Consider the following 20,183-nt stretch of genomic DNA (forward strand, 5'->3'; position numbering starts at 1 on the left):
GGGCTCCAGTAGCCAGACACCAAACCATCCCTCTTAAACACATAACAAGGCCCCGTCTGGAAATTCCAGACGGGGCCTTTTTTGCGATATAGTCAACTGATAATTAGCAAACAAGGCCATGCAGCCTCTACTTCCGGCCGAACACCGATTTCAGGATGTCGCTGGTGCGGGCGGCGGGGTTTTTGCGGATTTTGGCTTCCTCGTTGGCCAGCAGGATGAACAGACCATCTACCGCTTTTTGGGTGGTGTAGTCGGCCAGGCTGAGGGTGACGGGCTGCTGCAGCGGGATTTTGTTATAGGTGTTGGTGATGGTGGCGTAAGCCCGGCCGGCGCCCACTTGGTCGATGGCAGCCTCGATGTCGGGGTGGAAGGCCGACACGAGCTGCGCTTGCGTCGACTTGCGCAGGAACTGCGTGGCGGCGTCGGTTTGGCTGCTCGTCACCAGCGACAGGGCGTCGGTGAAGCTCATGTTCGACAGGGCATTCAGGAAAATGTCCTTGGCTTTAGGTGCGGCGGCCTCGGCGGCGCGGTTGAGCTGGGTTTCGAACGTTTCAAACAGCTTGGTCATGCCGGGCAGGCGGCCAATGGTGCCCTTCACCAGGTCGAGGTCGGGCGGCGTGGGGATGTGGATGTCGTCGTTGGCATTGAAGCCGTCGGGCTCCGAAGCAAACTGCACCGCCTTGATAATGCCTTTGTTGAGCGCCTCCTTCACGCCGGCGCTGGCTTGTGCTTCGGTGAGGGGGGCTGGGGCCGGAGTAGCGGCGGCCGCAGCCGCAGCGGCTTTGGCGGCCGCGGCCTTATCGGCGGCGGCTTTGGCAGCGGCTGTTTTGGCGGCTGCTGCTTTGGCCGCAGCGGCTTTTTGGGCGGCGGTCTGGGTGGTTTTGGTGGTCGTGGTTTTTTTGGTAGTGGTTTTGGTCTGAGCCTGGGCGGCGGGAGCTGCGGCCAGCAGGCCAACTACCAGCAAAGGACCGGCAATGCGCGTAAACATGGAATAAACTGACGCGGCGGGAAAACCAGAACGCCCCTATGGCTGTCCTTGGGCCGTCGCTTGCGCAAGTTGAAGACAATTTTGCGGCCAAACCTATTTTTTCGACAAACCCATGCCCGCCCCCACCCCTATTTCCGCCTTTTCAGCCGCTCCCATCACGCCCGCCGCGCCGCCCGATGTCGAGATTATGACCATTGGCGACGAGCTGCTTTACGGACAAGTGGTGGACACCAACTCGGCCTTTATGGGCCAGGAGCTGGGCAAAATAGGTTTGCGGGTGCGGCAGATTTCGTCGGTGTCGGACCGGGCCGATGAAATCGTGGCCGCCCTCGACCAGGCCCGGCAGCGGGCCCAGGTGGTACTCATCACCGGCGGCCTCGGCCCTACCAAGGACGACCTCACCAAGCACGTGCTGGCGCGCTACTTTGGCACCGAGCTGGTGATGCACGAACCCACGCTGCATCACGTGGAAGAAATTTTCAAGCGCTTCCAGCGGCCCATGCTCGACGTGAACCGCCAGCAGGCGCTGGTGCCCGCCAACTGCGAGGTGCTGCACAACGCCGTGGGCACCGCGCCCGGCATGTGGTTCGAGGACCAGGGCACCATCTTCGTGAGCATGCCCGGCGTGCCCTTCGAAATGAAGCGCCTGATGACCGACCACGTGCTGCCGCGCCTGCAAAGCCAGTTTCACATCGCGCCCATCGAGCACGTCGTCGTCATGACGGCCGGCCTGGGCGAGAGCTTCCTGGCCAAGCAAATCGAGGATTGGGAAGACGCCTTGCCCACCAACGTGAAGCTGGCCTACCTGCCGAGCTTCGGGGCCGTGCGCCTGCGCCTCACCGGCACCGCCGACGGCCAGCCCGACCTGCGCGGCCGCATGCTGGCCCTGCTGCCGGCCCTGCGCGCGCGCATCGGCGAGTACATTTTTGCCGAGGAAGAAACCACCCTCGAAGCCGCCATCGGCCAGCTGCTGCTTGCCAAGGGCCTCACGGTGGGCACGGCCGAAAGCTGCACCGGCGGCCTGGTGGCCCAGCGCCTCACCAGCGTGCCGGGCAGCTCGGGCTACTTCCGCGGCGGCATCGTGGCCTACCACAACGACATCAAGCAGGAAGAATTGGGGGTTAAATCCGAAACGCTGGCCCAGTACGGCGCCGTGAGCGAGGCCACCGTGCGCGAAATGGCCGAAGGCGCCCGTCGCCGCCTGGGCGTGGACGTGGCCGTGGCCACGAGCGGCATCGCCGGCCCCGGCGGCGCCACCGAAACCAAGAAAGTAGGCACCGTGTGCCTGGCCTACGCCGACGCCACCCAAACCATCAGCCGCGAATACGTGCTGGACCGCGGCCGGGCCCTGAACACGGAATACGCCGCGCAGCAGGTGCTCACGCTGCTGCGGCAGCAGCTGGCGGGCGTTTAAATCGTTTATCCTGAACAGTCACCTACAACATTTGAACGGTATATAGCATACTTAAACCACCGTTTTGCTAGACGGCTATTTACGGGGTGGCGGCTTTCCTCGCGGCGCGGTACCGTTTCGGACCTTCGGCTACAACGGGGCGCCTTTGGCTAAACCCAGCAGGGCTAAGGGCTATTCCTTGGGTAGACGCTCGTACGCGCGGGCCACGTGCCAGTGCCCTTGCAAGGGGGCTAAGCCCTCGACCAGCTGTCGAAAAAAAGCCGCCCGTGCTTGGTCTTTGGTTCTGTCCAACACGTAGTTGGCGCTATTGCCCTGTTGAATCAAGTACCGACGGCCGGCCGTTTCAACCAAGGCGCTGTTGGTGGACTTCGGGTTGAGTGGGGGCATGAACCGGAGCCGGTCTTCGGCCTGCCGAACCGCCAGACGGGGCAAGTCTAGGGCCCATAAAAAACGGAGCTGCGGGCAGGGCAAGGGCGTGGAAACGGTCGAGTCCGTTACTTGCACGACCCGCAGTTGGTTGTTTTCCGCCCAGATGAAATAGGTGATGTCCTGTTCGCGCTGGTGCGTTAGAAAAGTAACGAACCGGTCGCTCCGTCTTTCTCGCTTTAGGCTGTCTCGGAAGGAGTGTATAATCCGTTCGTCCAAATGAAAAGGAAAAGAGCGGATGTAAGGGCTTTGGCACGGCCCTTTTGTCGCACACAAAAGCAGCAACACGCTGATTACAAGCGTCAATCGACACATACTACTTTTATGGTCCTGGCGCATCGGAGGCAGGTGGTATAATGTGCAGCCCCACAGGGCCTGTTGGGAACAATAGACGAGCCGGCCCTATGGAATCCGAAAGAAACGCTCGGCTTACTAAACTACCGGCAGAGAGTCAAAAGACGTGCCCCACAAGCTATTGCAACACCTGGCGAGTCCAGGAAATAAGTCTACGATTCAACGTTTACGAAACGCGCCGAGGCAATGAGTTTTGTAAACTTAGAATGGGAGCGTTACCCCGTTGAAAAAGCCCCCGACTGACACATGCCAGTCGGGGGCTTTTTCAACGATGCCGCGTGTAGCTTGCTTCCCCGCCTTCTTCGCCTTGCCGCCGCCCGCATCCAGCAGCGCCCGGGCCGCTTTGTAGCCTTGGTTCTTCAGCAGCGACTGAGGGCTTAGCAGCGCATTAGGACAACTTCGCCCGCTTTCCATACCACTTCGCGACGCTTCCAGACGACTTGTTGCCTGCCCCGGCCGGGCACAAAAAAAAGGCCGGCTTGGCGGCCGGCCTTTTTCAGTAAATCGTGGGGCGGTTACGCCGCCGGCGCATCGGCCGCGGCCACACGCATGATTTCGTGGCCCATCTTGTCGCGCTTGGTGGCCAAGTAGGTTTCGTTGTGGGGGTTGGCGTGGATTTCGATGGGTAGCGTTTCCACTATTTCCAGGCCGTAGCCGATGAGGCCGGTGCGCTTGCGGGGGTTGTTGGTGAGCAGGCGCATCTGGCGGATACCCAGGTCGCGCAGGATGCTGGCGCCCACGCCGTAGTCGCGCTCGTCGGCCTTGTAGCCCAGGTCCTCGTTGGCCTGCACCGTGTCGCGGCCCTGCTCCTGCAGCTTGTAGGCCTTCAGCTTGTTGAGCAAGCCAATGCCGCGCCCCTCCTGGTTCATGTACACAATCACGCCGCGGCCTTCACGCTCAATTTCGCGCATGGCCTGATGTAGCTGCGGGCCGCAGTCGCAGCGGCACGAGCCGAAGATGTCGCCGGTCACGCAGGAGCTGTGCACGCGCACCAGCACCGGCTCGGGCCCGCTGATGTCGCCCTTCACCAAGGCCAAGTGCTTAGCGCCGTTCGAGTTCTGGGTAAAGGCGTAGAGGTCGAAGTCGCCGTGCTCGGTGGGCATCTTCACCGAGATTTCGCGGGTGATGAGGCTTTCCGTGGCCAGGCGGTACTTGATGAGGTCCTGCACCGACACCAGCTTTAGGTCCCACTTTTTGGCCACCAGCTCCAGGTCGGGCAGGCGGGCCATCTCGCCGTCTTCCTTCAGAATTTCGACCAGCACGCCGGCGGGCTCAAACCCGGCCAGCCGGGCCAGGTCCACGGCCGCCTCGGTGTGGCCGGCGCGGCGCAGCACGCCTTCCTTGCGGGCCTTGAGCGGGAAAATGTGGCCGGGCTTTCCCAGCTCCTCGGGCTTGGTGGCGGGGTCGATGAGGGCCAGAATGGTCTTGCTGCGGTCGGAAGCCGAGATGCCGGTGGTCACGCCGTTCTTCAGCAAATCGACCGACACCGTGAACGGCGTGGCGTGCAGGGCCGTGTTGGTGCCCACCATCAGGTCGAGGCCCAGCTCTTCGCAGCGGGCCTCGGGCAGCGAAGCGCACACCAGCCCGCGGCCGTGGGTGGCCATAAAATTGATGACTTCGGGCGTGGCCGAGCGAGCGGCGCAAATGAAGTCGCCCTCGTTCTCACGGTCCTCGTCATCGACAACGATGACGACTTTGCCAGCGCGAATGTCTTCGATGGCGGATTCGATGGTATCAAGCATGGGATGGGGTATTTCGGGCCATAACAACGGCGGCGCCCGCAAAGTTAGCCCGCGCAGCGCCGCCCTACCCGAACAGTGCCTCCAGCTGCGCCGTGGCGCCGGCCCAGGTGTAGCGGGCCTTCACAAAATCCTGCCCCCGGGCGGCCATGGCATCGGCGGCAGCTGGGGTATCGAGTAGGCCGACGATGTCGTTGGCAATGGCCTCGGCCGTTTCGGCCACGCACAGCTCCTGGCCGCTGGTGCCACCCAACGCGTTGTTGGCCAACGGCGTGGTCACGCAGGGCAAGTGCATGGCCATGGCCTCCAGCAGCTTGTTCTGGAGGCCTGTGCCCACGCGCATAGGCGCCACAAATACCCGCGCCGAGGCGTACGCCGCCCGAATATCGGGCACCCAGCCGCTAACCACCACGTGGGCCGAGGCCAGCGCCTGCACGCGCGGCGCGGGCGTGGTGCCGGCCACCAGCAGGCGCGCTTCGGGGTGGCGGGCGCGCACCAGCGGCATGATTTCCTCGGCCAGGAAGGCCGCAGCGTCCACGTTGGGGTGGTAGCTCATGTTGCCCGAAAACAGCACCTCATATTCCTTGGCCACCTCGGGCATGGGCCGAAACCGCTCGGCGTCGATGCCGTTGAGTACCACCCGGATTTCCTGGCGGCGCGGGTGTTGAATGAGCTGCCGGTCCTGGTCGCTGATGATGGTGTGGTGTTGAAACCAATCGAAGGCCGCGGCCTCGTAGGCCAGCAGGCGGCGGGCTTCCAGCGCCATCACGGGACGCTGCCAGAGCGGGGCCTGCGTGGCCCGCCGCGCCACGCCGGCCGAAAACACGTCCATGTAATCGAGCGTCATCGGCACGCGCCCGGCGTGTGACCGCAGGTACTCGGCCATGCGAATGAGCTGGCAGTACACGTGGGCGGGCCGGAAGGTGCGCAGCAGCTCGTCGACCCGCTTTTGCGCCGCGGCGTCGTAGAAATAGCCCACTTGCAGCGGCCGGCCGGTGGCCAGCGCCCGCGCCATGTTGGCCGCAATGCCGGGGCGGTACAGGCGGTGCACATGCAGCCCGCCGCGGCACAGGGGCCGCACGGCCGCGTCGGCTTCGGGCGTCACGGCCTCATCGGACACCGTGAAGAGGCAGATTTCGTGGCGCTGGGCCAGGTACTTCAGTTGGTGAAAGGCGCGCAGCTTGTCGCCCTTGTCGAGCGGATAGGGGAAGCGCGAGAGGAGCACAAGCAGCTTCATGCGGGCGACGAATGGGCGGGCGTGCCGGCCGGCGCGGGCAGGAGCAGCTGCTCGTATAAATCCACGAAGCGCTGTACTACGCGGCGGTTGTCATAAACTTCGGTGGCAGTGTGGGCGGCGTTGGCCCCGATTTCCTGCACGGGCACCTCGCCCCGGGCCCAGGTGCGCAGGAAAGCAAGCCATTCGGCCGGAGAGTCGCGCACGATGATGTCGTGGCCATCGCGCACGGCAATGCCCTCGGCGCCCAGCCGGGTGCTAAGAATGGCTTTACCCACGGCCATGCCCTCAATGATTTTGACCCGCATGCCGCCGCCGCTCAACAGAGGCACCAGCATCAGCCCATGCTCCTGCATAAAAGCCGGGGCCGACTCCACGAAGCCGTGCACAATGACGTTGTCGGCCTTCAGGTTCAACAAGTGCGCCGGGGCATTCCGACCGGCAATGTGCAGCTCCACATCCGGAAATTCAGCGTGAAAAGCGGGCCACACCTCGCGCAGCAGCCATTCCACCCCTTCCTGATTGGGCAGCCAGTCGAGCGAGCCAATCATGAATAGCGTGCGCGGCTGGGGTGCAAGGGCCGGGTTGGCTTGCAAGCGGGCCAGGTCGGCACCGGCGGGAATAAAGACGATGGGTTCGGGGCAGTGCAGGGCTCGCAGGCGGTCAGCATCGGCCTCCGTGATGGCCGCGATGGCGTCGAATTGCCGCAAGTGGCGGCGCTCAAATTTCTCCAGCCGGTCGGCCATTGTTTTCAAAAACCGGCGTTTGAGCGGGTTGGTCTCGCGGCCGGCTAGCATCTGCCAGATGGTATACTCCACGTTGTGCGCGCGCAGCACCAGCGGCGGCACCCGGAAATCCTGGCGGTGCTGGCGGCCCAGCAGTTCTGCGTACCAGGCCACAAAAGTGCCTTCCAGCTGCACCACGTCCACTTTATCGGTGCGCAGAATCTCCAGCAGCTTCTCGCCGACGGCCGTACTCATGAACCGTTCCACGTTATAAGGCTGGCGGCTGAAAAGCAGGTTTTTCAGCGCTTTTACCGGCGATAAGTCCGTATTCACGTCTACCAGCACCAGCCGCAGGCTGGGTCCCAGGTGCGCCAGGGCATCGGCGGGCTGGCGGTGCTTGGGCGTGTTGATGGCCAGCAGCGTGACGCGGTGCCCGGCTCGCACGAGGCCGGCCGCCACGTCGTACATGGCAATGGCCCCGCCATCGTGGGGCGGGTATGGGACGCGCGGACAGAGTTGCAGAATATGCATGGGGCCCGTAAAGGTAGTGCGCTGAGGCAGCAGAACGAGTACCCCGAAGCTGTGCTTCGGTCCGTTTGACAATCCCTACGCGGGCCGAAGCACAGCTTCGGGGTACTGTTCTACAGTTGTCGGAAGCGCACTTCGAAGGTTTCAATCTGCTCTTCGCTGCCGAGCACCAACAGCACGTCGCCGGGGGCCAGCACGTAGTCGACGGGCGGGCTCACGAGCAGGGAGCCGGCGGCCTGGCGCAGGCCAATGATGGTGGCGCCGGTGATGGAACGCACGTTGAGCTCCCGGATGCTGCGGCCGTGCAAGTCCTTGCGCAATTGGTCAAAGTTCATTTCTTCGAGCCGCAGTTTGTCGGCGCTCAGGCCCGAAATCAGGTCGAGAAAGCGGATGACTTCGGGGCGCACCACCAGATTGGCCATGTGCGAGCCGCCGATTTCGTCCGGCATCACCACCGAGTCGGCCCCGGCCGAGAGCAGCTTGCTTTCGGAGGTTTTTTGGGAGGCGCGGGCGATGATGCGCAGGCGCGGGTTGAGGGCGCGGGCCGAAAGGGCCACGAACACGTTGTCGGCGTCCTTGGGCAAGGCCGTGATGAGCGAGGAGGCCCGCTCCACGCCGGCCTGCTTGAGCACGCGGTCGGCCGTGGCGTCGCCAAACACGCTGTAGATGTTGCCGCCGGGCGCGCCGTCGCCGTTGTAATCTTCGTCGCCGTCGCCTTCGGCGTGGCTTTTCATCAGTTCCTGGTTCATTTCGATGACGACCACGCGCACGCCGTTGGCCACCAGCTCCTGGTAGGCGCGGCGGCCGTTGCGGCCGAATCCGCACACGATGACGTGCCCGCTGAAGCGCCGGATTTCCTGGTCGGTTCGAATCATTTTGTAAATTTTGCGCAGCTCGCCGTCAAAGATAAAGGAAGAGAAAACCGACACCAGGTAGGCCACCACCACCAGGTTGTAGAGGATATAGACCGACACGAATAGCCGCCCGGCCAGCGAAAACGGATGAATTTCGCCAAAGCCAACCGTGGCGATGGTCGTCACGGTCATGTAAAAGGCATCGATGGGGTGGTAGTGCTCGATGCCCATGAAGCCCGCCATGCCGAAAATCAGACTCAGCCCGGTGAGCGTGACGGCCAGAATCAGGCGGTTGATGTTGAGGCGGCGGAGCATGTTATTTAATCGAAGAATAAGAAACGGTCATTGCGAGGCGTAGCCGAAGCAATCCGTCCTGCCAATACCAGACAGCCACTTTCACCAGAAAGCCTCGTTGCTATACAGCGCTGGGGTTCGTTCGTAAAAAAGCTTTTTCACGTTAGAAAGCTAGTCGTTGAGAACAGAACGGATTGCCACGGGCTGCGCCCTCGCAATGACAGATGTTATTGACTTAGGCGCTGCGCCCCACCACCGTACCCAGGAGGCCAGCCAGCTCGTTGTCCAGCTCCTTGAGGCGCTTGATGTCGCCCAGAATCTCGAACATCTCGGCGTCGTCCAGCGGGTGGCGGAGTTTTTCGAGGCACTGGTCGAGCTCGCGCTGCACGTGCACCTTGTTGAGGCGCAGCACGGCGTTGTCGCAGGCCAGCTGGGGCAGGTCCACTTCGTTGAAGACGTAGATTTCCTTGGTGCGCCAGTTGGGGCTGATTTCGTAGCGCTCGGTGGCCAGGTCGGTGATGAGCTGGCGGATGTCTTCGCGCTCGTTCTGGGCCAACTGGCGGGCATCGGGGAAGCGGCCGGCCAACAGCTCCTGCCGGCAGATTTCCCACATCTCGGCGTAGAGCGGAAACGTGAGCGGGTACTCGCCGAGCTGACCCATGAGGTAGCCGGCCACGCTCAGCTCGTTGTCAATTTCGCGGCCCGCGTAGAGCACCAACAGGCGCAGCACCTCCCGCTCGCACACCTGCAGCATGTCGGGCATGGCCTCCTGCTCGGCGACTTTGGCCGGAGCCGAAGCAAACGAGTTGCTCAGCGACTCGGCCGCTTCGGCGCCGCCGTACATCAGCATTTCGGCTTCTTCCTCGTCGGTCATCGGCCGCGGCGCGGGAGCCGGGCGCGGGTTGCTGCTGGGTGGGAAGCCGGTGTTGGCGCTGCCGGCGCCCTGGCCGTAGTTGCCGCGGTTGTCGCTCTGGCCACTGCTGCGGCCGTCGGGGGCCTTCTGGCTGGCGGTTTTCACCAGCTTGTTGTACTCGGTGATGAGCACCTGCTCGTCGATGCCGAAGGTGGCCGAGGTTTGCTGCAAAAACACCTGACGCTTGATGGCGTCGGGCACTTTGGCGATGCTGTGCAGCACGTCGCGGATGGCCTCGGCCTTCTTCACCGGGTCGTTGGACGCCTCGCGGGCCACGAGCGTGGTTTTGAAGCTGATGAAGTCCTGGCTCTTGGTTTCGATGTACTCGGTGAAGCGCTGGTCGCCCACTTTGCGGATGTAGCTGTCGGGGTCGTCGCCGTCGGGGAAGAGCACCACGCGCACGTTCAGGCCACCTTCGAGCAGCAAGTCCGTGCCGCGCAGCGAGGCCTTGATGCCGGCCGCGTCGCCGTCATAGAGTACGGTCACATTGTCGGAATACCGCTTGATGAGCCGAATCTGGCCCTCCGTAAGGGAGGTACCCGACGAAGCCACCACGTTTTTGATGCCGCCCTGATACAACGACAAAACGTCCAGGTAGCCTTCTACCAGGTAGCAAACCTCTTGCGTACGAATGGCCTGCCGGGCCTGAAACAGCCCGTACAGCACGTCGGACTTGTGGTAAATCTCCGACTCGGGCGAGTTGAGATACTTCGCCATCTTGTCGTCGCGCTTGAGGGTGCGCGCCCCGAAGCCCACCACCCGGCCGCTGATGTTGTGAATCGGGAACATCACGCGGCCCCGAAACCGGTCGTAGCGCCGGCCGGTGTCTTTGCCCTGGTCGTCGGTGCGGATGACGGTGAGGCCGGTTTTTTCGAGGTATTTCTTGTCGAATCCGGCGGTTTCAGCGGCTTTCATTAGGTCGTCCCAGCTGTCGAGCGAGTAGCCGAGCTCGAAGGTCTGGATGGTACTCAGGTTGAGGCCGCGCTCCTTGAGGTAGCCGTAGCCGATACTCATCCCCTCCTCGGAGTTGAGCAGCAGGCGGTGGTAGTGGTTTTTGGCGAAGTCCGAGACGATGAACTGCGAGTCCCGCTCGTTCTGCTCCAGCTGCTGCTGGGGCGTCTTTTCCTCCTCCTGAATCTCGATGGCGTACTTGCGGGCCAGGTACTTGAGGGCCTCCACGTAGCTGGTGCCTTCCACGTCCATCACAAACTGCACCACGCCGCCGGCCTTGCCGCAGCCGAAGCACTTGTAGAGCGACTTGGCCGGGTTTACCGAGAACGAGGGCGACTTCTCGTTGTGGAACGGGCACGGGGCCCACAGGTTCTGGCCCTTGCGCTTGAGCTGCACGAAGTCGCCGACGACTTCCACGATGTCGGCGGTCTGGATGATGTGGTCAACTAATTCTTTGGGGATGCGGGCCATGTAGCGCGGACTTTGTAGTCCGCGTCCCCGAACGTCGGTCGTTGAACCGGCGCGGGGACGCGAACTACAAAGTTCGCGCTATAGCGGCCACTTCTTCCGAAAACTTCGCATCTTTGCGCAACTTCCGGCGACTGAGTACAGTTACAGCCCAAGGCAGGAAGGACTTGCGTCCCTCCTGCTGGCTACGGTTAGTGTTGCAGCACCGCGTAGGTGGCGGCTGCTAACACCAGCCACCGGCCAAACTGCGCGAGCAGCTTCACCGGGAGCCTGACGACGATTACCACGTAATCACCGTCGCTGTTTGGTTTGTTCTCCATGGGTTTTCAAGTTATGGAGTAGAACAAATCACCCACTTCTCGAAGCCCGTGGTCTGCCAACCACGGGCTTCGCTCATTTTGGCCGAAGCCAGAATAAGTGCCGTGGCGGCGGGAGACTACCGCACAGTATGGCAAAGCTACGCAGGTAAGGAGTACAGGACCTATTTGTTACAGAAGGGAAACAGTCCAAAAGGCCGGTCCTTACCTTTGCCCGGAATAAACTCCGCGCAAGATGCCCGCATACCGCCCCGAAGAAATCGAAAAGAAGTGGCAGGCCCACTGGAAAGAGCATAGCACATTCAAAGCCCAGAACCACTCCGACAAGCCCAAGTACTACGTGCTCGACATGTTCCCCTACCCGTCCGGGGCGGGCCTGCACGTGGGGCACCCGCTGGGCTACATTGCCTCCGACATCGTGACGCGCTACAAGCGCCTGCAGGGCTTCAACGTGCTGCACCCCATGGGTTTCGACTCCTTCGGCCTACCCGCCGAGCAGTACGCCATCCAGACCGGCCAGCACCCGGCCGTGACCACCGAGCAGAACATCAGCACCTACATCCAGCAACTCAGCAGCCTGGGCTTCAGCTACGACTGGAGACGCGAGGTGCGCACCTCAGATGCCTCCTATTACAAGTGGACGCAGTGGATTTTTCTCAAGCTGTTCAACTCCTGGTACAACCTCGACACCAACCGCGCCGAGCCCCTCACGGAGCTTACGGCCCGCTTTGCTGAGAGCGGCAGCGAGGGCATCCGCGCCGCCGGCGATGACGAGGAACGGCAGGTGTTCACCGCCGGGCAATGGCAAATGATGAGCGAAAAGCAGAAGCTGGCCGCCGTGCTCCCCTACCGCCTAGCCTACCAGCAGGACACCTACGTGAACTGGTGCGCCGGCTTGGGCACGGTGCTGAGCAACGACGAAGTGAAGGACGGCCTCTCCGAGCGCGGCGGCTTCCCCGTCGAGCGCCGCCTCATGCCGCAGTGGAGCCTGCGCATCACCGCCTACGCCGACCGCCTGCTGCAAGGCCTCGACCAACTCGACTGGCCCGACGCCGTGAAGGAGATGCAGCGCAACTGGATTGGCAAGAGCATCGGGGCTGAAGTGACGTTCCCGGTACAGGGCTCCGAAACGGCCCAAATCAAGGTGTACACCACGCGGGTTGACACCATTTACGGCGCCACCTTCCTCGTTCTGGCCCCCGAGCACGAACTGGTTGACCAGCTCACCACGCCGGAGCAGCGCGCGTCCGTGGACGAGTACATTGCCGCCACCAAGCGCCGCTCGGAGCGCGACCGCATGGCCGACGCCAAAACCGTGTCGGGCGTGTTCACGGGCGCCTATGCGCTGAACCCGGTCAACAACGAGCCCGTGCCCATCTGGCTGGCCGACTACGTGCTGGCCGGCTACGGCACCGGCGCCGTGATGGCCGTGCCCAGCGGCGACCAGCGCGACTACCTTTTCGCCCGGCACTTCAACCTGCCCATCCCGGCCATTTCCGATGCCCAGCAGGGCCTCGACCAGCAGGCCGACCCCACCAAGGAAGGCCGCTACATCAACTCGGGCATCATCAACGGTCTCACTTACAAAGAGGCCACGCAGAAGCTCATCGCCTTCCTCGAAGAGAAGGGCTTGGGCAAAGGCAAGGTCAATTTCCGCCAGCGCGACGCCATTTTCGGCCGCCAGCGCTACTGGGGCGAGCCCATCCCGATTTACTACAAGGACGGCACCGCCTACGGCATCGCCGAGAGCGACCTGCCGCTGGTGCTGCCCGAAATCGACGAGTACAAGCCCACCGAAACCGGCGAGCCGCCCCTCGGCCGCGCCCAAAACTGGCTCTACCGCGGCCAATACCCCTACGAGCTGAGCACCATGCCCGGCTGGGCGGGCTCCTCGTGGTACTACCTGCGCTACATGGACCCGCACAACGACGCCCGCTTCGTGAGCGAGGAGGCCGAGCAGTACTGGGGCTCCGTGGACCTCTACATGGGCGGGGCCGAGCACGCCACCGGCCACCTGCTCTACGCCCGCTTCTGGTACCTGTTCCTCAAGGACCTGGGCCTCGTGAGCAGCGGCGAGCCGTTTCAGAAGCTGATTAACCAGGGGATGATTCTGGGCCGGTCGAATTTCGTGTACCGCATCAACGGGACCAACAAATTCGTGACGCTGGGCAAGAAAGACCAGTACGAAACCACGGCTTTGCACGTCGATGTGAGCATTGTCGAGAATGATATTCTCAATATGGATGCCTTCCGCAAATGGCGTCCCGATTACAGCAATGCTGAATTTATTACGGAAGACAACGGCACATACGTAGCAGGGTGGGAAGTTGAAAAGATGTCGAAAGGCAAGTTCAACGTCGTCAATCCTGATACATTGATTAGCCGCTACGGCGCGGACGCCCTGCGCCTCTACGAAATGTTCCTCGGCCCGCTGGAGCAGTACAAGCCCTGGAACACCAACGGCATCAGCGGCGTGGGCGGCTTCCTCAAGAAGTTCTGGCGCCTCTTCCACCCCGAAGACGGCCCCCTCGCCGTGACCGACGAGCCCGCCACCCCGGCCGAGCTCAAGGTGCTGCACCGCGCCATCCAGAAGGCCCAGGAAGACATCGAGAAGTTCAGCTTCAACACCTCCGTTAGCCTGTTCATGATTACCGTGAACGAGCTCACGGCCCTCAAGTGCCACAAGCGCGCCATCCTGGAGCCGCTGGTGCTGCTGGTGTCCCCGTTTGCGCCGCACCTGGCCGAGGAGCTGTGGCAGGAGTTGGGCCACGAAGCCGGCAGCATCAGCACGGCCCGCTACCCCGAGTTCCGCGAAGAATATCTGGTGGAGGAAAGCGTGACCTACCCGCTGGCCATCAACGGCAAAGTGCGCGAGCAGATGCAGTTCGCCGCCGCCGCCACCGCCGCCGAGATTGAAGCCGCCGTGCTGGCGTCGGATTTCCTGGCCAAGCACGGTGAAGGCAAGGCTGCGAAGAAGGTGATTGTGGTGCCTGGCCGCATGGTGAACGTAGTGGTGTAACGACTGCGCACTTGCCACAAAAAAGCCCCGGTTTGCACGAGCAAGCCGGGGCTTTTTTGTAGGTTTCAGCACTATCTACTGCACTTTCTGCACCTTGGTGCGGCCGAGCACCTGCTCGCCGGCAAATACGGTGAGGTAGTAGGTACCGGCCTTATAAGCACTCAGGTCTAAGGTGAAATTGCCGGGCGCGGCCAGCACCGCCGTGCCTACGGGCTGGCCCATAGCGTTGGTCAGGAGCCAGCGCGTGGCCACAGCTTCGGTAGGGGGCCAAGCAATGATGGCCAGGTTGGCGGTAGGGTTGGGATAGGCGGCAATGGCGGCAGGGGCGGTGCGCGTCACAGTTTGTACCGGGCTGTAGTGGGCCGTGCCGTCGGCATCCACCTGCCGGAGACGGTAGTAGCTCACGCCACCCAGCGGCGCGGCGTCGCGGTAACGGTAGCTGCGGGGTGTCTGGCTGGTGCCAGCTCCGTCTAGGCGAGCTAGTTTGGCGAAGGCCTCGCCGTTGGCAGAGCGCTCTACCTCGAAGCCCACGTTGTTTTTCTCCGTAGCGGTGCGCCAGGTCAGGTCTACAGCCGCGCCGGCCGCCGTGGCCTGAAAAGCCGTCAACTCGACGGGCAGCGGGGCTACGTAGCTGCCCAGCACCTGCATTTCGTAGAGCGAAAAGCCGTAGCCGGTGTTTCGGGTCAGGCCGAACATGCGCACGTAGCGCCCGCTGGCCGAGAGGGCTAGTTCATTGACGTGGCTGGTGGTGTTGATTATCGTCTTAGCGGTGGTCCAGTTCGTAGCGTCGCTCGATACCTCCAGGCGAAAATCCTTACCGTAGGCAATTTCCCAAATCAGGTTTACCTGGGTGATGTTGGCGGTACGGCCCAGGTCCACGTACAGCCATTGGTTGTCGTTGTAAGTGCTGCCCCAGCGCGAGGTGTTATTGGCATCGAACGCCTTGGCCGGCTCAAACCCGCCCTGGTCCGATGAGGCCACGGCCGTTTTGCCTAAGGCCAGGTTGCTGCCCGGCCCGGGCGAGGTGCCGAATACTTCGAACTCGTACAACGAGTAGCCGTAGCTGGTAGCCCGAGCCGTACCCACCATTTTCACATATCGGCCAGAGGTGGCTAGGTTAGTAAAGTCATTGTAGGTGGTGGCGTTGCCGGTCACCGTGGCCACCGTGGTCCAGGAGGTGTTGTTGCTTGATACCTGCACGGTGAAATCCTTGCCGTAGGCATTCTCCCAACTCAACCGGACCCGGTCAATGGTTTGCACGGAACCCAGGTCGACGGTAAACTGCTGATTGTCGTTGGAGGCGCTTTCCCAACGGGTGTTGCCGTCGCCGTCGATGGCCCGGCTGGCGGGTTGATTTGCCGAAGAAGCGGTTGCCGTTTTGCCGAGGGCCAAGTTCTGGGCTTGCGTGGGCAGGGCCGTCAGGAGCCAAAGGCCTAGCAGACCCGTCAGGTATACAATTTTGTTTTTCATAATGGCTCGACTTCACTGCGATTAGCTTGCGCCCAAAATTACCGGCTGTACCAAAGAAGAAACCCGTAAAATCGTTGAATCAGGGGATTTGCGCGGTAGCCCGAACCATTCCTCCGGTGGTTGTCGGCGGCTACCCCCGCATATCCGCCGTTCAGAAAATTATGCTAAAAATTGTCCTACGATTCTTGGAATTGGTGCCTGCCGGGTCCTGTGCAGAAATAGTTAGTAATTACTACTAGCTTGTGTTTTGCTGGGGTAGCTGCTATGTTGCGGTGGGTTGGTCTTTTTTGCCCTTGTTCCTTAGTTCCCCATGCTACTTTTTCGCTTGCATCAACCTGTGGTTTGCCAACTTCTCCGCAATAAAACCGGCTTCTTCGCCTTATTACTAACCCTGCTGTTGGGCCTCCCCACCCACGCCCAAACTGCCGACGCAGCCGGCCCGCTGCTCACGCCCGACCAGTTCCTGGGCTACAAGCTCGGCACGCAGTTCACGCCGCACGCCGAGATGCTGCGCTACGTGGCCCACGTGGTGGCCCACTCCCCCAGCCGCATGAAGCTGGTGCGCTACGGCAAAACCTACGAAAACCGTCCGCTGGAAGTGGTGCAGGTGGCCAGCGCCGACAACTTCGGCCGGCTGGAAGACGTGCGCCGCAACAACCTGCGCTTGGCCGGCTTGGAAAGCGGCGCCGGCCAGCGACAGCAGCCCGCCGTGTGCTGGCTGAGCTACAACGTGCACGGCAACGAGGCCGTGAGTTCCGAAGCCGTGATGCAGGTGCTCTACGACCTGGCCAACCCGCAGGACCAGCAGGCTCAGGAGTGGCTGAAAAACACCGTCGTCCTCGTCGACCCTTGCATCAACCCCGACGGCCACGACCGGTACGTGAACTGGTACAACCGCGTGCGCAACCTCACGCCCAACGCCGAGCCCGACGCCTGGGAACACCGCGAGCCCTGGCCCGGCGGCCGCTTCAACCACTATTATTTCGACCTAAACCGCGACTGGGCCTGGCAAACCCAGCAGGAAACCCGCCAGCGCATCGCCCTCTACAACCAGTGGCTGCCCCAGGTGCACGCCGACTTCCACGAGATGGGCCCGAACAATACCTACTACTTCTCGCCCGCCGCCCGCCCCTACCACGCCGACCTCACGGCCTGGCAGCGCCAGTTTCAGGGCGTGCTGGGCGACTACAACAAAGTGGCTTTCGACAAGAACAACTGGCTGTATTTCACCCGCGAAGTATACGACCTCTACGCCCCCACCTACGGCGATACCTGGCCCAGCTTCAACGGCGCCATTGGCATGACGTATGAGCAGGGCGGTGGCCCCGCCGGCGGCCTGGCCTATGCCCGCCTCGACGGCGACACCCTGACACTGACCCAGCGCATTGCCCACCACCACGCCGCCAGCCGCGCCACCATTCAAGCCACCGCCGAGCGGCACGACGACCTGCTGCGCGAGTTTCAGAGCTATTTCGCTAATGCGGCCAATAAGCCCCGGGGCGAGTTCAAAAGCTACGTCATCGGGGCCGGCAACGACCCCGGCCAGCTCCGCGCCTTCACCCAATACCTCGACCGCAACCAGATTCGCTACGGCTACGCCTCCAAGCGCACCAAAACCAAGGGCTTCAGCTACCTCAGCGGCAAAACCGGCGATGTGACCGTGGAGCCACACGATGTGGTTATCAGCATGTACCAGCCCAAATCGACGCTGGTAAAGGTGCTATTCGAGCCCAAGCCCCAGCTTGAAGACTCGCTCACCTACGACATCACTTCCTGGGCCCTGCCCTACGCCTTTGGCCTGAAAGCCTACGCCGTGCCCGGCCGCCTCGACGCTGCGGCCAACGCCCCCGCTACCGCCAGCGTGAAGGGAAGCGCCGCCACCGACGACCGCCCCTACGCCTACCTCGCCCGCTGGAGCAGCCTGCAGGATGTGCGCTTCCTGAGCCGCCTGCTGCAACAGAAAGTGAAGGTGCGCTACGCCGAAAAGGTCTTCGAGTCGGAAGGGCAGCGGTACGCGCCCGGCACGCTCATCATCACCCGCACCGGCAACGAGGGCCTCGGCGCGCGGTTCGACCAGCTGGTGCGGGCCCAGGCCGACTCGGCCGGCACCACCGTCATGGCCGTGAAATCGGGCTTTTCAACCTCGGGGCGTGACCTGGGCTCCAGCTCGGTGCACTTCGTGCGCAAACCCACGGTGGCCGTGGTGGCCGGCCCAAGCGTAGACCCCACGGCTTTTGGCGAGGTGTGGCACTTCTTCGAGCAGCAGCTCGGCTACCCGCTCACGGTGCTCGGCACCGACTACCTCAGCCGCGTTTCGCTGAATAAATACGACGTCCTCATCCTGCCCAACGGCGGCTACAACGACGTGTACAACGACCGCAACCTCGAAAACCTGAAAGCCTGGGTGCGCGACGGCGGCCGCCTCATCGCCCTCGAAGGCGCCGCCAAATTCCTGTCCGGCAAGAAGGACTTTCTGCTCAAGCCCAAAACCACCGACTCCACCGCCATCAAAAAGGAGCTGAAAGCCAACCCCTACCGCCTGCTGCGCCGCTACGGCGACGCCGAGCGTGAGGAAGCCGAAGAGGCCGTGCAGGGCAGCATCTACCGTGTTCAGCTCGACAACTCCCACCCCCTGGCCTTCGGCTACGGCGACACCTATTTTTCACTGGTCCGCAACCCGCTCAACTACAACTTCCTGGGCAAAGGGGGCTGGAACGTGGGCGTCATCAAGAAAGACAGCTATTCGGCAGGCTTCACCGGCACCAAGGCCCGCAAGGAGCTCACCGATACTTTTGTAGTCGGTGCGCAGGACATGGGTCGTGGCGAGGTAATATACCTGGGCGACAACCCATTGTTCCGCGCCTTCTGGCAGGGCGGCAAGCTGATGTTTGGCAACGCCGTGTTTTTGGTGGGGCAGTAAAGCTCATCAACGCATAAAAAAAGCCCCGCTGAATATCCAGTGGGGCTTTTTTTATATCTAAGAACGATATAGAGACGCGACACTTCGCGTCTCGGCGTGGGTGCCATTCGGCTATCGTTCAAAAAGGAGACGCGAAGTGTCGCGTCTCTACATTTCCAACGTTGCCTTTATCGCTTTCGGCAACGATGCCCGCACCAAATCATATGAGTGGTCAATCAGCTCGCGGAGCTGGCCGCCTGGAATACCGGTGCCGATGAGTACTGTATTCCAGTGCTTCTTGTTCATGTGGTAGCCGGGCAGCACGTAGTCGTGCGCCTCGCGCAGCTCCACGGCGCGCTCGGGGTCGCACTTCAGGTTGATGCTGCCGAAGGTGTCGATATCGGTGAGGGCGAAGACTTTGCCGCCAACTTTGAACACCAGCGTTTCGGGGCCGAAAGGAGTTTCTTCGGTCACGCCGGGCTTGAGCAGGCAGTAGTCGCGAAAATCCTCAATGTTCATTAGCGCGTGAAGGCAGGCAGAATATAGCGCACAAACATCACCACCAGGCAAATCAGGAACATCGCCAAGCTGAGCTTGTTGATGAAGTGCATGGTCTTGAGGTTGAAGTTACTCTTACGGTTCGGGTCGTTCTTGCGGAAGTAATAACCGAGCACGGGGCCGAAGTTGAAAAGGTTTTTACCGTTCATGGCGGGGCGGGTTTTGGTTCGGAAAGGTAACACCGCGCGGGGCAGAATGATTTGCCAAAACACGGAATATTAGGGGATTTAACGGCTTTGGGCTCCCTGGCCGGCGCCTACATCCTGAGCGCTTTACACTACGTCATCAGCCGTTTGCCTTCGCGCCAAGCCAGTCCCGCGGGCAGTTCCACCGACGCAAACTCCAAGTGCATCACTCGGCGCGGCCGGTTGCTGGTGCTGCGGTTGGAGGCGTGGAGCAGCAGCGGCTTCATCAGCATAACGCCGCCGGCTGGTACGGCGCAGACGGTAGCTTCCGGCGTGAGGTCCGCAATGGTGGCGGCCGGTACCACCCCACGTTGGTGCGAGCCGGGCACCACTTTCAGCGCGCCATTGGTGCCGTCGCAGTCGTCGAGGTGAAGGCGCAGGGTCACCACGTTTTCCAATACCGCCACCGGTGGCTGCACCGACACGCCCTCCGGCTTACTGGTCCAGGGGCCAAAACCGTGCAATTCGGCGCGCTGGTTCACATTTATCATCAAGTCCTGGTGCCAGGCCACCAGCCAGTTCGAGCCGGCAGGTTTGTCGAAATAAATGGCCTTCACCAGCTGGCAGCCAGCCGGAAACAACTGCTCCAAAAGCTGCCGCAGGGCCGCCGTATCGAGCAGCGGCCATAGCGCCGGCACTTCACCCACCAAATCCCGGATGGCAAACACCTCCTGGCTGCGCCGGAAGTTGGGGCCGCTAATGGGCGCCCGCTCCACCGTGCGCAGCAAAGCAGCTACTTCATCCGGCGCATACAGGTCCGGCAGCACGGCAAATCCGTTTTCGGCAAACTGCGTGGCACTCGCCTCTTGGAGCATAGCTAATTTCATACGCCTGCAAAGCTACATTC

14 protein-coding genes are annotated in these 20,183 nt (G+C 62.2%); 3 read left to right on the forward strand and 11 right to left on the reverse strand.

The genetic code is table 11. From position 1 onward, the window contains the following. Window positions 1-127 precede the first annotated feature (127 nt). On the reverse strand, window positions 128-988 hold the full coding sequence (locus MTP16_RS18915) for a DUF4197 domain-containing protein (RefSeq protein WP_243512851.1): 861 nt from the start codon (window positions 986-988) through the stop codon (window positions 128-130). Window positions 989-1,100: 112 nt separating this feature from the next. On the opposite strand from MTP16_RS18915, the gene MTP16_RS18920 reads away from it, so the two are divergent. Next, on the forward strand, window positions 1,101-2,402 hold the full coding sequence (locus MTP16_RS18920; protein ID WP_243512852.1) for a competence/damage-inducible protein A: 1,302 nt from the start codon (window positions 1,101-1,103) through the stop codon (window positions 2,400-2,402). Window positions 2,403-3,697: 1,295 nt separating this feature from the next. On the opposite strand, the gene MTP16_RS18925 is transcribed toward MTP16_RS18920, so the two are convergent. From MTP16_RS18925 to MTP16_RS25930, 6 genes are all read right to left on the reverse strand, one after another. Beyond that, window positions 3,698-4,924, reverse strand: a complete 1,227-nt coding sequence (locus MTP16_RS18925; protein WP_243512853.1) for a bifunctional 3,4-dihydroxy-2-butanone-4-phosphate synthase/GTP cyclohydrolase II — start codon at window positions 4,922-4,924, stop codon at window positions 3,698-3,700. Between the two features lie 64 nt (window positions 4,925-4,988). Beyond that, window positions 4,989-6,158, reverse strand: a complete 1,170-nt coding sequence (locus MTP16_RS18930; protein ID WP_243512854.1) for a glycosyltransferase — start codon at window positions 6,156-6,158, stop codon at window positions 4,989-4,991. Continuing rightward, window positions 6,155-7,411 (reverse strand): glycosyltransferase family 4 protein, encoded by a 1,257-nt coding sequence (locus MTP16_RS18935; RefSeq protein WP_243512856.1) that lies wholly within the window; start codon window positions 7,409-7,411, stop codon window positions 6,155-6,157. Before MTP16_RS18935 ends, MTP16_RS18930 begins: the two co-directional genes overlap by 4 nt. Before the next feature lie 110 nt (window positions 7,412-7,521). Continuing rightward, complete coding sequence (locus MTP16_RS18940) at window positions 7,522-8,577, reverse strand: potassium channel family protein (RefSeq protein WP_243512857.1); 1,056 nt, start codon at window positions 8,575-8,577, stop codon at window positions 7,522-7,524. Window positions 8,578-8,791: 214 nt separating this feature from the next. Then, entirely contained in the window at window positions 8,792-10,891 is a 2,100-nt protein-coding gene (gene dnaG, locus MTP16_RS18945) for a DNA primase (RefSeq protein ID WP_243512858.1), read from the reverse strand. Between the two features lie 188 nt (window positions 10,892-11,079). Then, entirely contained in the window at window positions 11,080-11,208 is a 129-nt protein-coding gene (locus tag MTP16_RS25930) for a hypothetical protein (RefSeq protein ID WP_262922644.1), read from the reverse strand. A 232-nt stretch (window positions 11,209-11,440) separates the two neighbouring features. Between MTP16_RS25930 and leuS the strand changes: the two genes are divergently transcribed. Further along, window positions 11,441-14,224: a leucine--tRNA ligase gene (gene leuS / locus MTP16_RS18950; protein WP_243512859.1), complete on the forward strand. Its 2,784-nt coding sequence runs from the start codon at window positions 11,441-11,443 to the stop codon at window positions 14,222-14,224. Window positions 14,225-14,299: 75 nt separating this feature from the next. Here the strand turns inward: leuS and MTP16_RS18955 are convergent, their stop codons facing one another. Further along, entirely contained in the window at window positions 14,300-15,694 is a 1,395-nt protein-coding gene (locus tag MTP16_RS18955) for a discoidin domain-containing protein (RefSeq protein ID WP_243512860.1), read from the reverse strand. Between the two features lie 397 nt (window positions 15,695-16,091). On the opposite strand from MTP16_RS18955, the gene MTP16_RS18960 reads away from it, so the two are divergent. Beyond that, complete coding sequence (locus tag MTP16_RS18960) at window positions 16,092-18,614, forward strand: M14 family metallopeptidase (protein WP_243512861.1); 2,523 nt, start codon at window positions 16,092-16,094, stop codon at window positions 18,612-18,614. A 147-nt stretch (window positions 18,615-18,761) separates the two neighbouring features. On the opposite strand, the gene MTP16_RS18965 is transcribed toward MTP16_RS18960, so the two are convergent. From MTP16_RS18965 to MTP16_RS18975, 3 genes are all read right to left on the reverse strand, one after another. Then, window positions 18,762-19,112, reverse strand: coding sequence for an MmcQ/YjbR family DNA-binding protein (locus MTP16_RS18965; RefSeq protein ID WP_243512862.1), 351 nt, complete (start codon window positions 19,110-19,112; stop codon window positions 18,762-18,764). Then, window positions 19,112-19,300, reverse strand: coding sequence for a DUF6728 family protein (locus tag MTP16_RS18970; protein WP_196284434.1), 189 nt, complete (start codon window positions 19,298-19,300; stop codon window positions 19,112-19,114). Before MTP16_RS18970 ends, MTP16_RS18965 begins: the two co-directional genes overlap by 1 nt. Before the next feature lie 128 nt (window positions 19,301-19,428). Next, window positions 19,429-20,151: a phytanoyl-CoA dioxygenase family protein gene (locus MTP16_RS18975; protein WP_243512863.1), complete on the reverse strand. Its 723-nt coding sequence runs from the start codon at window positions 20,149-20,151 to the stop codon at window positions 19,429-19,431. Window positions 20,152-20,183: the final 32 nt, after the last annotated feature.

This window comes from Hymenobacter monticola, assembly GCF_022811645.1.
Lineage (GTDB): Bacteria > Bacteroidota > Bacteroidia > Cytophagales > Hymenobacteraceae > Hymenobacter > Hymenobacter monticola.